This is a genomic window from Streptomyces sp. NPDC006997, from assembly GCF_040635175.1.
Lineage (GTDB): Bacteria > Actinomycetota > Actinomycetes > Streptomycetales > Streptomycetaceae > Streptomyces.
In genome coordinates, this window is sequence record NZ_JBEYHH010000008.1 from 33,118 (window position 1) to 47,478 (window position 14,361).

The following is a 14,361-nucleotide window of genomic DNA, read 5'->3' on the forward strand; positions in this document are numbered from 1 at the left end:
ATCACCCCTCCGGTCCGGACGAGGAGCGCTTCGGCCCGGACCGCCTGTGGTCGGTGGACGAACACCTGGACGACATCCTCGCCACCGTCCGCCCCCTGGACCCCATCGAACTCCAGCTGCTCGACGCCCAGGGCTGCGTCCTGGTCGACGACATCACGGTGCCGGTCTCCCTGCCGCCGTTCGACAACAGCTCGATGGACGGCTACGCGGTCCGGGTCGCCGACATCGCGGGCGCCAGCGAGGAGTACCCGGCCGCCCTGGAGGTCGTCGGGGACGTCGCGGCGGGCGCGGCCGAGCCGCTCCACGTGGGCCCCGGCCAGGCCGCCCGCATCATGACCGGCGCCCCGCTGCCGCCCGGCGCCGAGACCGTGGTGCCCGTGGAGTGGACCGACGGCGGCCTCGGTGAGGGCCCGGTCACCGGGATGCGGGCCCGCAGCCTCGCCCCGGAGGCCGCCTCCGGCCAGGTCCAGGTGTACCGCGCGGCCGAGGCACGCGCGCACGTGCGCGCCCGCGGCAGCGACGTCAAGGAGGGCGACCGCGCCCTGGCGGCCGGTACGGTGCTCGGCCCGCCGCAGATCTCCCTGCTCGCCGCCATCGGCCGCGGCACCGTCCGGGTACGGCCCCGCCCGCGCGTGGTGGTGCTCTCCACCGGAAGCGAACTCGTCCAGCCGGACACCGAACTGGCCCCCGGTCAGATCTACGACTCCAACAGCTTCGCCCTCACCGCCGCCGCCCGCGACGCCGGAGCCATCGCCTACCGCGTGGGCGCCGTCGCCGACGACGCCGAGACCCTGCGCACCACCATCGAGGACCAGCTGGTCCGCGCCGACCTGATGGTCACCACCGGCGGGGTCAGCGTCGGCGCGTACGACGTCGTCAAGGAGGCCCTGTCGTACGTCGGCGACGAGGACGAGCCCGGCAGCGGCGTCGAGTTCCGCAAGCTCGCCATGCAGCCCGGCAAGCCCCAGGGCTTCGGCTCCGTCGGCCCCGACCACACCCCGCTGCTGGCCCTCCCCGGCAACCCGGTCTCGTCGTACGTCTCCTTCGAGCTGTTCGTGCGCCCCGCGATCCGCGCCCTGATGGGCCTGGCGGACGTCCACCGCCCGCGCGCCCGCGCGAGACTGACCGCCGACAAGCCGCTGACCTCCCCCAAGGGCCGCAGACAGTTCCTGCGCGGGAGGTACGCCGACGGCGCCGTCACCCCGGTCGGCGGCGCCGGATCCCACCTGGTCGCGGCCCTCGCGCGGGCGGACGCGCTGATCGTCGTCCCGGAGGCCGTGACGGCCGTCGAGCCCGGCGGTGAGGTCGAGGTGGTCCTGCTCGGCTGAGGGCCACCGGTTGGGGGTACCGTGTCGCGCACGACAGGCCCGCGCGCCGCACCGCACCGGGCCACCCCGGACCGGGAGCGCCACTACAGCATGAGTACGCAGGACCGACTGACGCACCTCGACGACGCGGGCGCCGCCCGCATGGTCGACGTATCGGAGAAGGACGTCACCGCGCGCACCGCGCGCGCGAGCGGACGCGTGCTCGTCTCGCCCCGCGTGGTCGAGCTGCTGCGCGGCGAGGGGGTCCCCAAGGGGGACGCCCTCGCCACCGCGCGGATCGCGGGCATCATGGGCGCCAAGCGCACCCCGGACCTGGTCCCGCTCTGCCACCCGTTGTCGGTGTCGGGTGTGAAACTGGACCTGTCGGTCGCGGACGACGCCGTGGAGATCGCCGCCACGGTGAGGACGACCGACCGCACGGGCGTGGAGATGGAGGCCCTCACGGCGGTCTCGGTCGCCGCGCTCACGGTGATCGACATGGTCAAGGCGGTCGACAAGGGAGCGGTCATCACGGACGTACGGGTGGAGGAGAAGACGGGCGGCAAGTCGGGCGACTGGAGCCGGTCATGACGTACCGAGCCCTGGTGGTCACGGCCTCCAACCGGGCCGCCGCCGGTGTCTACGAGGACAAGGGCGGCCCGCTGCTCGCGGACGGCCTGCGCGGCTTCGGCTTCACGGTGGACGGCCCCCAGGTCGTCCCGGACGGCGACCCGGTGCGGGCCGCCCTGCGCGCGGGCGTCGACGCCGGGTACGACGTGATCGTCACCACCGGCGGCACCGGCGTCTCGCCGACCGACGGCACCCCCGAGGCGACCCGCGCGGTCCTCGACCACGAGGTGCCGGGCATCGCGGAGGCGATCCGCGCGTACGGCCGGGACAAGGTGCCCACGGCGGTGCTGTCGCGGGGCCTTGCGGGCGTGGCGGGCCGGACGCTGATCGTGAACCTGCCGGGCTCCACGGGCGGGGTGCGCGACGGACTGGCCGTCCTGGAGCCGCTGCTGACGCACGCCGTCGACCAACTGCGCGGCGGCGACCACCCCAGACCCGCTGGTCACGGGGGTGCGAGCTGAACAGCCCAGCCTGGCCCGTCGAGCTGGCGGAGGGCGATGTCGTCCTCCGGCCGATAAAGCTGCGCGACCAGCGGATGTGGCGCGAGGTGAACCGGCGCAACCGGGACTGGCTGCGCCCCTGGGAGGCGACCATCCCGCCGCCCTCACCGGGCGGTCCGATCACCCACCGGCCGACGTACCGGCAGATGGTGCGGCACCTGCGCGCCGAGGCGAACGCGGGCCGGATGCTGCCGTTCGTGATCGAGTACCAGGGCAGGCTGGTCGGCCAGTTGACGGTCGCCGGAATCACCTGGGGGTCGATGTGCTCGGGCCACGTCGGTTACTGGGTGGACGAGGCGGTGGCCGGTCGGGGAGTGATGCCGACGGCCGTCGCGCTGGCCGTGGACCACTGTTTCCGCACGGTCGGACTGCACCGGGTCGAAGTCTGTATTCGCCCCGAGAACGGGCCGAGCCGCCGGGTGGTGGAGAAACTCGGATTCCGTGAGGAGGGGCTCAGGCCCCGTTATCTCCACATCGACGGTGCCTGGCGCGACCACCTGGTCTTCGCGCTGACCGCGGAGGAGGTGCCGGACGGCCTGCTCAGCCGCTGGCGGCGCAGGAGGAACTCACACAGCGCGGAAATTGAATAAACGTTCGAATTCGATCCCTGGGGGATCGGCGTAGTGCACAGAATTCCCTCTTCCGGCGGTCCGCTGATGTCCGCTGATCGCATCGATCACAAGAAAAGTTCGAAATATCAGCCGGATCGTGCGACACACCGGCCCAATTGGCGGATGGCCTCACGCCAACCCCTCTACCGTGTGAGGCGTGAGCAGCAGCGGCCTCATCTACGCAGTCATCGTCGGGGCTTGGGCGGCCTACCTGGTGCCGATGTGGCTCCGTAGGCAGGACGAGCTGAACGAGGCCCGTCCAACGGAACGCTTCAGCACTGCCATCCGGTTGCTGTCCGGACGGGCGGCCATGGAGCGCCGGTACGCCAAGGACCTGCGGGCACGCTCCACCGACGAGGAGGAGCCCGGCCCGGGCGACCCGGACGGCGTCACCGACTCGGTGGACGTCCGGGCCTTCGCCGTGCCTCCGGCCCGTCCCCGGACGCCGGCCCAGGCACCGGCACCGGCACCGGTACCGGCACCGGCACCGGCACCCGAGCGCGCCCGCCCCGCGGAACGCGCCCCGGACGTCGTCGCCCAGCCGTCCCCGCGCGCCCAGCGGACCCCGCCCGCCCAGCGCGCGCCCGGCGCGGAGGCGGCTGCGGCACGCGCCCGGCGCTCGAAGGTGCTCGCGCGCCGTAGACGTACGACGGTGATGCTCTTCCTCGCCTTCACCCTCGGCGCGATCGTCGCGGCCGTGGGCGGACTCGGGTTCCTGTGGGCGCCCGGGGTGCCCGCCGTGCTGCTCAGCGGGTACATCGCGCACCTGCGCTCCCAGGAGCGGCGGCGCTTCACGTACCAGATGGACCGCCGCCGTGCGGAAGCCGCCGCCCAGCACCTGCGGGAGCGTGCCCGCGCCCCGCGCCGCCCCTCCGGCACGGCCGTCGACGCCGACGAGCCCGAGGAGGAGGGACCGGAGCCGGCGGCCGACCCGGGCCTGACCGCCCTCGCCGCGGACCGGCGCGCGCTGGTCGAGCAGACCGACCACGCCGAGTGGGTCGACCAACAGCGTGAGCGCCAGCAGGGTCCCGGGCAGGGCGACAGCTGGGACCCGGTGCCGGTGCCCCTGCCGACGTACGTCACGGCCCCCGTCGCCCCGCGCGCGACGCCCGGCGTGGACCTCTCCGCCCCCGACACCTGGAGCTCGGCCCGCTCGGGCCCGGCAGCCCAGGACCAGCCGACCCCCAAGGCACCGCAGGCGTCGGAGATCCCCGAGACACCAGAGGCCCCCGAGGTCCCTGCCCCCGCCCGCGGCGACGCCCGCCGCCGGGCCGCCTCCGCCCGCCGCTCCCGCGAGCGCGGTGGCCGCACCCCGCTCTTCGACCAGTACGAGGACGGCGACCGCCCCCGCGCGGCCAACGAGTAGCGCCCCCGCCCTGACCGGGGAACGGATTTCCAAGCACCCTGATCGGGATGCTAAGGTTTCACTCGTTGCAAGGGCCTGTGGCGCAGTCCGGTAGCGCACCTCGTTCGCATCGAGGGGGTCTGGGGTTCAAATCCCCACAGGTCCACGCAGCTCGGAGCCCCGGTTGGTGAACACCAACCGGGGCTCCGACGCGTTGTACGGCAGTCGTTCGCGGCGGGTCTCTTGGATCAGCCCCGGCCAGAGCCGCTTCACCGGCCTCTGCCGGAACGGCTGACTGGCTGGGGCGCGGATCACTGACGCCTGGCTGGGACTTGTTCGGTGGCGGTCGGTGGCTCACGGGCGGCCGGTGCCCGTGAAGGTGATCCGGCAGGTCTCGCGGGCTGTGGCCAGGAGGTACCGGACACGGCCGCCGCCGGTCACCTCGATCCGCCCTTGCCCGCAGGTCTGTCCGCGGTGGGTGCCGGGTGCCAGACCGCCCCCTGGGGCGGTGGTGTCGGGGTGTCTCCGTGGCCGGTCCGTCCGAGGTCGGAGCAGACCTCGGCGGTGTGCTGCCAGGCGACGAGCAGGTGGGCCACGGAAGCGCTGTCGCCGAGGGGGTCGGCGCGGGGAGACCGGCCGGGGCCTTATCGGGCTCGTGGTCCTTCACAGCGGCTTCGCGTAGCAGCGGCTGTCCTCGTGGAAGCGGTAGTAGCCGAACTTGGGGCAGGGGGTGTAGCCGCTGGAGGTGTAGAGGGCGATGGCTTCCGGCTGTTGGGTGCCGGTTTCCAGGACCATGCGGGTGCGGCCCGCCGTGCGGGCGTCGTCCTCCAGGGCGGTGAGGATGCGGCGGGCGAGGCCCAGGCCGCGGACCTCGCGGATGACGAACATGCGCTTCAGTTCGGCGTCGCCGTCCTCGTTGCCCTCGTCGTTCTTGTCCTGGCTGCGCCAGCCGCCGGTCGCCACCGGGCGGTCCCGGTCGTCGTAGGCGATGAGGTAGACGCCGTTCGGGGGCCGGAAGTCGGCCGGGTCGAGCGGGGTGGCGTCGCCGCCGTCGCCGTAGCGCTCGTGGTACTCGGCCTGGACCTCGTCGTTCAGCTTGACGGCGTCGGGGTGGTCGAAGGCGACCTGGCGTATATTCATGCGGGGCATCGTACAATCATGCGAAGGCGGCGGTGGGTGCTCGAATCTGGACAATGTCCAAGGTAAGGGTATGGTGCCCCGGTGCTGACTGTGACCTCCGTGAATGTGAACGGGCTGCGGGCCGCCTCGAAGAAGGGGTTCGTGGAGTGGCTCCGTGACACCTCCGCCGATGTGCTGTGCCTCCAGGAGGTGCGGGCCGAGCCCGAGCAGTTGCCCGAAGGGGTGCGGGCGCCCGACGGGTGGCATGTCGTGCACGCGCCCGCCGCCGCCAAGGGGCGGGCCGGGGTCTCGCTCTACACGCGGCGTGAGCCCGACCGGGTCCAGGTGGGGTTCGGGTCGGCCGAGTTCGACGGGAGTGGGCGGTACGTCGAGGTCGAGCTGCCCGGAGTCGTCGTCGCCTCCCTCTATCTGCCGTCCGGGGAGGTCGGGACCGAGCGGCAGGACGAGAAGGCGCGGTTCATGGGGGAGTTCCTTCCCTATCTCAAGGGGCTGCGGGAGCGTGCCGCCTCGGGTGGGCGCGAGGTTCTTGTCTGCGGGGACTGGAACATCGCCCATCAGACGGTCGATCTGAAGAACTGGCGGGGGAACCGCAAGAACTCGGGGTTCCTGCCCGAGGAGCGGGAGTGGTTGTCGCGGGTGCTCCATCCCGAGGACGGGGGGTACGTCGACGTCGTGCGGGCGCTGCACCCTGATGTCGAGGGGCCGTACTCGTGGTGGTCGTACCGCGGGCGCGCCTTCGACAACGACACGGGGTGGCGGATCGACTACCACCTCGCCACGGCCGCGCTTGCCGCGCGGGCCGTCAAGGGGGTCGTGGAGCGGGCCGCCCGGCATGAGGAGCGGTGGTCCGATCACGCGCCCGTGACCGTGGTGTACGAGCAGCGATAGCTAGCGTTGGAGTCTTCTGTCCAGGGCCAGTGACAGTTCCGCCTCCACCACGCTGCGCGCCAGCGGGCGCAGGCGTTGCAGGTCCTCCTCCGCGCCGTGCCGCAGGACCATCTCCGCGAACAGGTCGGCCAGCGCGTCCGCGTGTTCCCGTACCCGGGCGCCCGCCCGCAGGACCTCCGCGAGCGGGATGCCCTCGCGGACGAGCGCCGAGGAGACGTCCAGCAGCCGTCGGCTGATGTGCACGATCTCGTCGCCGTCGGTGCCCAGGTAACCGAGGTCCATCGCGGCGGCCAGGTTCTCCGGCGTGACCTCCCCCTCGAAGCGGGCGGCGAGTTCCTCGGGAGTGAGGCGGACCGGCGTCTCCTCGGTGGGTTCGCCGAAGTAGCCCAGCAGGTCGCCGACCTCGCGGCCGTGGTCGAAGGCGTCGGCCAGCTCGGCGATGCCGTTCAGGGTGTGGCCGCGTTCCAGCAGCGCGGCGATGGTGCGCAGGCGGGCCAGGTGGTGGTCGTCGTACCAGGCGATGCGGCCCTCGCGGCGCGGCGGTGGGAGCAGTTTGCGTTCCCGGTAGAAGCGGAGGGTGCGGACGGTGATGCCGGCGAGGCCGGCCAGTTCCTCCATGCGGTACTCACGCTTCTCTGTCACGCCCCGACTCTAAGTCGTACCGCCGGTAACTTTCCTTCGCCCGCCCCCTACCCATCGGTAGCCAGCTCCTCTACGCTCCCATTGCGCCAGTGTTCACTGGCGGAATCGGCTGGCGACAGCAGCGGGTTCAGCATGTTCGGACGAGTGTGGAGGCATCGGATGGCCGAGCACGAGCACGTCAGGGTGGCCGTCGTCGGGTCCGGGTTCGGCGGACTCGGGGCCGCCGTGCGGCTGCGCCGCGAGGGGATCACCGACTTCGTCGTACTGGAGCGGGCCGACAGCGTGGGCGGCACCTGGCGGGACAACAGCTACCCGGGGTGCGCCTGCGACGTGCCCTCCCACCTCTACTCCTTCTCCTTCGCGCCCAACCCCGACTGGCCGCGCACCTTCTCGGGGCAGCGGCACATCCGCGCCTACCTGGAGCACGTCACCGACACCTTCCGGCTCCGCCCCCACCTCCGCTTCGACTCCGAGGTGGAGAAGATGACCTGGGACGGGGAGCAGCTGCGGTGGGTGATCGAGACCGGGTCCGGGACCCTTACCGCGGATGTCGTGGTGTCCGCCACCGGGCCCCTCTCCGATCCCAAGGTGCCGGACGTTCCGGGGCTCGACTCCTTCCCCGGCGAGGTCTTCCACTCCGCCCGCTGGGACCACGACTACGACCTGCGCGGCAAGCGGGTCGCCATGGTCGGCACCGGCGCCTCCGCCATCCAGATCGTGCCGTCCATCCAGCCCCGGGTCGGTCGGCTCACCCTCTTCCAGCGGACGCCGCCGTGGGTGATGCCCCGGGTGGACCGGTCGATCAGCGGCCTCGAACGCGCCCTGCACCGGAACCTGCCCTTCACCACCCAGCTGCGCCGCGGACTGCTGTGGGGCATCCGGGAGTTGCAGGTGGGGGCCTTCACCAAGCACCCGGGCCAGCTCGGCTTCGTCGAGCAGCTCGCCAGGCGGAACATGGCCCGCGCCATCAAGGACCCGGCGCTGCGCGCCAAGCTCACCCCGGACTACCGCATCGGCTGCAAGCGGATCCTGCTCTCCAACGACTACTATCCGGCGCTCGCCCAGCCCAACGTCGACGTCGTCGCCAGTGGGCTGAGTGAGGTGCGGGGGTCCACGCTGGTCGCCGCCGACGGGACCGGGACCGAGGTCGACGCGATCATCTTCGGGACCGGGTTCCACGTCACCGACATGCCCATCGCCGAGCGGGTCGTGGGGGCCGACGGGCGCACCCTCGCCGAGACCTGGAAGGGCGGCATGGAGGCGCTGCGCGGTGCCTCCGCGGCCGGGTTCCCCAACTGGATGACGCTCATCGGGCCCAACACCGGGCTCGGGAACTCCTCGATGATCCTGATGATCGAGTCCCAGCTGAACTACCTCGCCGACTACCTGCGGCAGCTGGACGTGCTCGGCGGGCGCGTCGCCCTCGACGCCCGCGCCGACGCCGTCACCGCCTGGAACCGCCGGGTGCAGGAGCGGATGAAGCGCACGGTGTGGAACACCGGCGGCTGCACCAGCTGGTACCTGGACGCCAGCGGGCGCAACACCACCATCTGGCCGGGGACGACGGCCGAGTTCCGGCGGGCGACGCGGCGGGTGGACCTCGCGGAGTACGACGTGCTGCGGCCCGCCGTCGCCGAGGCCCAGGACACCGACGTAGCCGAGGCCGCCGTATGAGCCGTCCGAGGTACGCCGCCAGCGGCCCCTACGCCCCGCCCGCCCCCGCCCGCGAACTGACCGCCGTCTCCGCCGACGGCGCCCGGCTGCACGTCGAGGTGCACGGCGCCGAGAAGGCACCGGCCGTCGTCCTCGCCCACGGCTGGACCTGCTCCACCGCCTTCTGGGCGGCGCAGCTCCGCGACCTGGCCGCCGACCACCGCGTCATCGCCTACGACCAGCGCGGCCACGGACGCAGCCCGGCCAGCGCCACGTGCAGTCCCGAAGCGCTCGCCGACGACCTGGAAGCCGTACTCGGCGCCACCCTCGCGCCCGGTGAGCGGGCGGTGGTCGTCGGGCACTCGATGGGGGCCATGACGGTGGTGGCCGCGGCCGGGCGCCCGGCGCTGACGGAGCGGGCCGCCGCCGTCCTGCTGTGCAGCACCGGCGTCTCCCGGCTGGTCGCGGAGTCGACGGTGATACCGATGCGGCCCGGCCGGACGCGCACCTGGCTCACCCGCAAGGTGCTGGGCTCCCGCGCCCCCCTCGGGCCGGTCACACCGCTCGCCCGCCGCATCCTCAAGTACGGCACGATGGGCGCCGGTTCGGCCCCCGCCGCGGTGGACGCCTGCGCCCGGATCGTGCACGCCTGCCCGCGCCGGGTGCGGTACGCCTGGTCGCGGGTGCTGGACCTGCTCGACCTCGACCACGGCGTACGGCAGCTCAGCGCGCCGACGGCCGTGCTGGTCGGCACGCACGACCGGCTCACCCCGCCGGTGCACGCGCGGGCGCTGGCCGCCGCGCTGCCGCACTGCGTGGGCCTGACCGTGGCGCCCGGCCTCGGCCACATGACGCCCCTGGAGGCGCCCGAGCTGGTCACCGGGAAGATACGGGAACTCGTCACCACGTACGTGAAGGTCAGGGAGGGCGCATGACCAGGGTGAGCCTGGAGGGACAGGTCGCGGTCGTGACCGGAGCCGCGCGCGGCGTCGGTGAGCTGCTGGCCCGCAAGCTGTCGGCGCGCGGCGCGAGCGTGGCGCTGGTGGGTCTGGAGCCGGAGGAGCTGAAGCGGGTCTCCGAGCGGTTGCACGGCGACAGCGACTGCTGGCACGCCGATGTCACCGACCACGAGGCGATGGCAGAGGTCGCCCGCGAGGTCGGGGAACGGTTCGGCAAGGTGGACATCGTGGTCGCCAACGCGGGCGTCGCCACCGGGGGGCCGTTCAGCGAGTCCGACCCGGAGGCATGGCGGCGGGTCATCGAGGTGAACCTGATCGGTTCCGCCGTCACCGCCCGCGCCTTCCTGCCGCTGCTCGCCGCGAGCCGGGGCTACCTGCTCCAGATCGCGTCCCTCGCCGCGATCACCCCGGCGCCGATGATGACGGCGTACTGCGCGTCCAAGTCCGGTGTGGAGGCGTACGCGCACAGCCTGCGCGCCGAGGTCGGCTACAAGGGGGTACGGGTCGGGGTGGCGTACCTGTCGTGGACGGACACCGACATGGTGCGCGGGGCGGACGAGATGGACGTGATGCGGGAGCTGCGGCAGCGGCTGCCGTGGCCGTCGAACAAGACCTATCCGCTGGGTCCGGCGGTGGACCGGATCGTCGCCGGGATCGAGCGCCGGTCCAGCCATGTGTACGGGCAGTGGTGGCTGCGCGGGATGCAGGGCGTGCGCGGCTACCTGCCCGCGCTGATCGGGACCGTGGGCCAGCGCGAGATGCGGCGGTTCGCGGACCGGCTCGACGGGCTGCGCACCGGGCTGGTCGGAGCGGGTGGCGCCGCCGACGAGCAGGGCAGGAACACGCAGCGTAAGTGATCGACATGCGCGGCGTCACCACCCGTGTGAATCTGGGTCGGGGCCCACGAGGCCCACTTCCCCCACTCACCACAGGAGTGAACCCACATGGGTATGAAGGACAAGTTCCAGGACCAGGCCGAGCAGTGGCAGCAGCAGGCCAAGGACAAGATGCAGGAGACCCACGAGCGGTCCCAGCAGCAGCGCGGCCGTCAGCAGGGCGACCAGCCGGAGCACATGCGTCCCGGCTCGGACCGCTCGCGCCAGGACCGGGAGCGTGAGGAAGAGGAGCGCTTCGACCAGGACTACGACGTCTGACGCGAGGCGACACGCTGAGCGGAAGGGGTGCTCCCGGACGGGGGGCATCCCTTCTCTCACGTGCGCGGTGGCAGCGGCGGCCGTGACCTGTCCGGTACGGCGCCGTAGTCCGGCGGCGTCGACGCGGGGTGCTCCGCGAGCAGCTCCAGGGCGAGGCGTACGGCGTCGTCGAGCTGGGCGTAGCGGCCCTCGGCCCAGTCGAGCGGGGTGCGCAGGGCCTCCAGGTCGGGTTCGACGCCCTCGTTCTCCACGGACCAGCCGTAGGCGTCGAACCAGGCCGCGTTCATCGGCACCGTGATCACCGTGCCGTCGCCGAGCCGGTGCCGCCCGGTCATGCCGACGACGCCGCCCCAGGTGCGCTGCCCGACCACCGGGCCCAGCCCCAGCAGCTTGAACGCGGCGGTGATCATGTCGCCGTCGGAGGAGGTCGCCTCGTCCGCGAGCGCGACGACCGGCCCGCGCGGGGCGTTCGAGGTGTACGACACCGGCTGCGCGTTGCGGGTGAGGTCCCAGCCGAGGATGGTGCGGGTGAGCTTCTCCACGACGAGTTCGCTGATGTGGCCGCCCGCGTTGCCGCGCACGTCGACGATGAGCGCGGGCCGGGACACCTCCATGCGCAGGTCGCGGTTGAACTGCGCCCAGCCGGAGCCGCCCATGTCGGGGATGTGGAGGTAGCCGCACCGGCCGCCGCTCAGCTCCCGGACGACCTCCCGGCGCTTGGCCACCCAGTCCTGGTAGCGCAGGGGGCGTTCGTCGGCGAGCGGGACGACGGCGACCCGGCGGGGGCGGACCGCCGTGTCCTCGGACGGACGCGCGGGGCCCGGAGGGCCTTCCTCGGCAGGGCGGTGGTGGGCGACGGGTTGGGCGAACGTCAGCTCCACCGTCGTACCGCCCGCGCCGGCGAGCAGCGGGTACGGACCCGTCACCGGGTCCACCGGTCGTCCGTCCACGTGGGTGAGGACGGCGCCCTCGCGGATGCCGGAACCGGCGAGCGGGGAGCGGGCCTTGGAGTCGGAGGAGTCGCCGGGCAGGATCCGCCGGACCGTCCATCGGCCGTCCCGGCAGACGAGGTTGGCGCCGAGGAGGCCCTGCCAGCGCTGGTAGTGCGGCGGGCCCTCGTTGCGGCGGGCGGGGGTGACGTAGGCGTGCGAGGTGCCCAGCTCGCCGAGGACCTCGCGGAGCAGGTCGGCGAACTCGTCGGGGGAGGCGACCCGGTCGACCAGCGGGCGGTACTGCGCCAGTACCGCGTCCCAGTCGATGCCGCACATGCCGGGGTCCCAGAAGTAGGCGCGGATGAGGCGGCCGGCCTCCTCGTACGCCTGTCGCCACTCGGCGCCCGGGTCGACCTCGTGCAGGACGCGGCGGGCGTCGATCCACACGGTGCTGTCGCTGTCGCCGGTCTCGGTCGCGGGGACGGCGCGCAGGTCGCCCTCGTCGACGACGACGAGCCGGGAGCCGTCGCCGCTGACGGCGAACCAGTCGAGGTGGCCGACGAGTTCGGTCCGCTTGGCCTTGGTGATGCCGAAGTGTTCGAGGGTGGGGCGGCCGGTGGTGTCGTCGGGGTTGGCGAAGGTCTCGCCGAGGGCGCCGGAGATCGGCCAGCGCAGCCAGACCAGGCCGCCGCCCGCGACCGGGTGCAGTGCCGAGTACTTGGAGGCGGTGACGGGGAAGGGGGTGACCCGGCACTCCAGGCCCTCCGTCTCCACGGTGACCGCGCCCGCCTCCCCGGCGCCCGCCTCGTCCTCGACCGGGTCCAGGCCCCCGGCCGCCGGGCGCCCGTCGGGGCTGAGGGCGAACGGGGACGGGGTCGCCGACGACAGCGGCACCAGGTAGGGGCGGCAGCCCAGCGGGAAGGACAGGTCGCCGGTGTGGACGTCGTACACCGGGTCGAAGCCGCGCCAGGAGAGGAAGGCGAGGTAGCGGCCGTCGGAGGTGAAGACGGGGTTCTCGTCCTCGAAGCGGCCGTCGGTGACGTCCACGACGAACCGGTCCTTGATGCGGGCCATCCTGATCTGCCGCAGGGTGCGCCCGATCCCGGGGTGCGCCCAGGTCAGCCAGGCCCCGTCGGGGGAGAAGGCGAGATCGCGGACCGGGCCGTTGTCGGACCGGACCAGCTCGGTGACCTCGCCGCCTCCGTCCTCGGTGGCGTCGACGAGCAGCAGCCGTCCGTCGTGCGCGGCGAGGGCGAGGCGTTCACCGCGCGGGTCGGAGACCAGTTCGAGGACCCGGCCCAGCTCGCCTCCCGCCAGCCGCCTCGCTCCGCGGTCGCCGGTGGCGCGCGGCAGGTAGGCGATCTCGACCGCGTCCTCGCCCTCCGCGTCCGTCACGTACGCCACCTGTCCGCCCGAGCCGAGCATCACCGGCAGCCGGACCCGTACGCCGGGGGTGTCGGTGATGGTGCGGGCGGGGCCGTCGCGGTGGGTCAGCCAGTACAGGCTGCCGCGGACGACGACGGCGCTGGCGCGGCCCGTCTCGTCGACGGAGACGCCGTCGACGTGCTGGGCGGCGGGCACCTGGTAGCGGCGCCGCCCGGCGCGCGGCCCGCTGAGCCGGATGTCGAGGCGGCGCGGCTCCGAGCCCGCGGCGAGGTCGTCGACGATCCACAGGTCACCGGCGCACTGGTAGACGACCCGGGTGCCGTCGCTGGCGGCGTGCCGGGCGTAGAAGGCGTCGTGGTCGGTGTGGCGGCGCAGGTCGGAGCCGTCGTGGGCGCAGGAGTAGAGGTTGCCGACGCCCTCGTGGTCGGAGAGGAAGGCGACCCGGCCGCCGGCGAGCAGGGGGCAGGCGAGATGGCCGCCGATGCCGTCGAGGAGCCGTTCGCCGTGCAGCCAGAGGCGGCCGGTGGCGCCGCCCCGGTAGCGCTTCCAGGCCGCGGGTTCGTGCGGCGGGGTGCCGGTGAGCAGCAGGGACTTGCGCTCGCCGTCGAGGTCGGCCACCTGGATGTCGGTGACCGGGCCCCAGGGGAGCTTGCGGCCGGGGTCGCCGTCGGGGGTGAGCTTGTAGGCCCAGGTGAAGTGGGAGAAGGGCTCGCCGTGGGAGGCGACGGCGAGGATCTCGCCGTCCGGGGTCCAGCCGCGGACCTGGGTGTCGGGGCTGCCCCAGTAGGTCAGCCGACGGCTCTCGCCGCCGTCCACCGGGACCAGGTGGATCTCCGGCACCAGGCTGCGCCAGCTCGTGTACGCGATGTGGCGGCCGTCGGGGGAGAGGCGGGGGTCGCCGGTCTTGGCGCGGTCGACGGTGAGCCGCCAGGCGCGGCCCGCACCGTCCGGGGAGGTCAGCCAGAGGTCGTCCTCGGCGACGAAGCAGAGCAGGTCACCGCTGATGTGGGGCAGGCGCAGATAGCTCACCTTCCCCATGCTTTTCCGGGGGAGGGGGCGGGGCAACTCGTGGGCGGGCGGTGGCGGCCCGCGCGCGGACGTGATCCAGGACACGTACGAAACGGTTTCGTTTCGCTGGTGTTCTGGGTTACTGTCGACGTGTACGAAACGGTGTCGTACCGCAGAGTCGCCTGGCCGTACCCGGCCGTACAATG

13 protein-coding genes and 1 tRNA gene are annotated in these 14,361 nt (G+C 73.1%); 11 read left to right on the forward strand and 3 right to left on the reverse strand.

Features of this window, described 5'->3' with window-relative positions; all coding sequences use genetic code 11:
• Positions 1–44: 44 nt before the first annotated feature.
• The 6 genes from glp (at position 45) to ABZ659_RS10085 (ending at position 4,559) form a co-directional block, all read left to right on the forward strand.
• Positions 45–1,328: a gephyrin-like molybdotransferase Glp gene (gene glp / locus ABZ659_RS10060; RefSeq protein ID WP_360216329.1), complete on the forward strand. Its 1,284-nt coding sequence runs from the start codon at positions 45–47 to the stop codon at positions 1,326–1,328.
• 90 nt (positions 1,329–1,418) lie between these two features.
• Positions 1,419–1,898, forward strand: a complete 480-nt coding sequence (gene moaC / locus ABZ659_RS10065; RefSeq protein WP_360215819.1) for a cyclic pyranopterin monophosphate synthase MoaC — start codon at positions 1,419–1,421, stop codon at positions 1,896–1,898.
• Positions 1,895–2,398, forward strand: a complete 504-nt coding sequence (locus tag ABZ659_RS10070) for a MogA/MoaB family molybdenum cofactor biosynthesis protein (RefSeq protein WP_360215822.1) — start codon at positions 1,895–1,897, stop codon at positions 2,396–2,398. The genes moaC and ABZ659_RS10070 overlap by 4 nt, the downstream gene beginning before the upstream one ends.
• Complete coding sequence (locus ABZ659_RS10075; protein ID WP_360216332.1) at positions 2,395–3,027, forward strand: GNAT family protein; 633 nt, start codon at positions 2,395–2,397, stop codon at positions 3,025–3,027. Before ABZ659_RS10070 ends, ABZ659_RS10075 begins: the two co-directional genes overlap by 4 nt.
• Positions 3,028–3,205: 178 nt before the next feature.
• Entirely contained in the window at positions 3,206–4,414 is a 1,209-nt protein-coding gene (gene glpR / locus ABZ659_RS10080; protein ID WP_360215825.1) for a gephyrin-like molybdotransferase receptor GlpR, read from the forward strand.
• A 71-nt stretch (positions 4,415–4,485) separates the two neighbouring features.
• Positions 4,486–4,559: transfer RNA gene (locus ABZ659_RS10085), tRNA-Ala, on the forward strand.
• Between the two features lie 497 nt (positions 4,560–5,056).
• Here ABZ659_RS10085 and ABZ659_RS10090 read toward each other — a convergent pair.
• Entirely contained in the window at positions 5,057–5,533 is a 477-nt protein-coding gene (locus ABZ659_RS10090; protein WP_360215828.1) for a GNAT family N-acetyltransferase, read from the reverse strand.
• 81 nt (positions 5,534–5,614) lie between these two features.
• Here ABZ659_RS10090 and ABZ659_RS10095 point away from each other — a divergent pair, with 81 nt between their 5' ends.
• Positions 5,615–6,421, forward strand: a complete 807-nt coding sequence (locus tag ABZ659_RS10095) for an exodeoxyribonuclease III (protein ID WP_360215831.1) — start codon at positions 5,615–5,617, stop codon at positions 6,419–6,421.
• On the opposite strand, the gene ABZ659_RS10100 is transcribed toward ABZ659_RS10095, so the two are convergent.
• The gene (locus ABZ659_RS10100) at positions 6,422–7,063 is read right to left on the reverse strand and encodes a MerR family transcriptional regulator (protein WP_360215834.1); all 642 of its coding nucleotides are present in this window, start codon (positions 7,061–7,063) and stop codon (positions 6,422–6,424) included.
• A gap of 159 nt (positions 7,064–7,222) precedes the next feature.
• On the opposite strand from ABZ659_RS10100, the gene ABZ659_RS10105 reads away from it, so the two are divergent.
• The 4 genes from ABZ659_RS10105 (at position 7,223) to ABZ659_RS10120 (ending at position 10,829) form a co-directional block, all read left to right on the forward strand.
• A complete protein-coding gene (locus ABZ659_RS10105; protein WP_360215837.1) occupies positions 7,223–8,737 on the forward strand; it encodes an NAD(P)/FAD-dependent oxidoreductase in 1,515 nt (504 codons plus the stop codon).
• Positions 8,734–9,651, forward strand: a complete 918-nt coding sequence (locus ABZ659_RS10110) for an alpha/beta hydrolase (protein ID WP_360215840.1) — start codon at positions 8,734–8,736, stop codon at positions 9,649–9,651. Before ABZ659_RS10105 ends, ABZ659_RS10110 begins: the two co-directional genes overlap by 4 nt.
• Positions 9,648–10,532, forward strand: a complete 885-nt coding sequence (locus ABZ659_RS10115) for an SDR family oxidoreductase (RefSeq protein WP_360215843.1) — start codon at positions 9,648–9,650, stop codon at positions 10,530–10,532. The genes ABZ659_RS10110 and ABZ659_RS10115 overlap by 4 nt, the downstream gene beginning before the upstream one ends.
• A gap of 87 nt (positions 10,533–10,619) precedes the next feature.
• Complete coding sequence (locus ABZ659_RS10120; protein WP_360215846.1) at positions 10,620–10,829, forward strand: hypothetical protein; 210 nt, start codon at positions 10,620–10,622, stop codon at positions 10,827–10,829.
• A gap of 56 nt (positions 10,830–10,885) precedes the next feature.
• On the opposite strand, the gene ABZ659_RS10125 is transcribed toward ABZ659_RS10120, so the two are convergent.
• Positions 10,886–14,176, reverse strand: a complete 3,291-nt coding sequence (locus ABZ659_RS10125; RefSeq protein ID WP_360215849.1) for a S41 family peptidase — start codon at positions 14,174–14,176, stop codon at positions 10,886–10,888.
• Between the last annotated feature and the right edge of the window lie 185 nt (positions 14,177–14,361).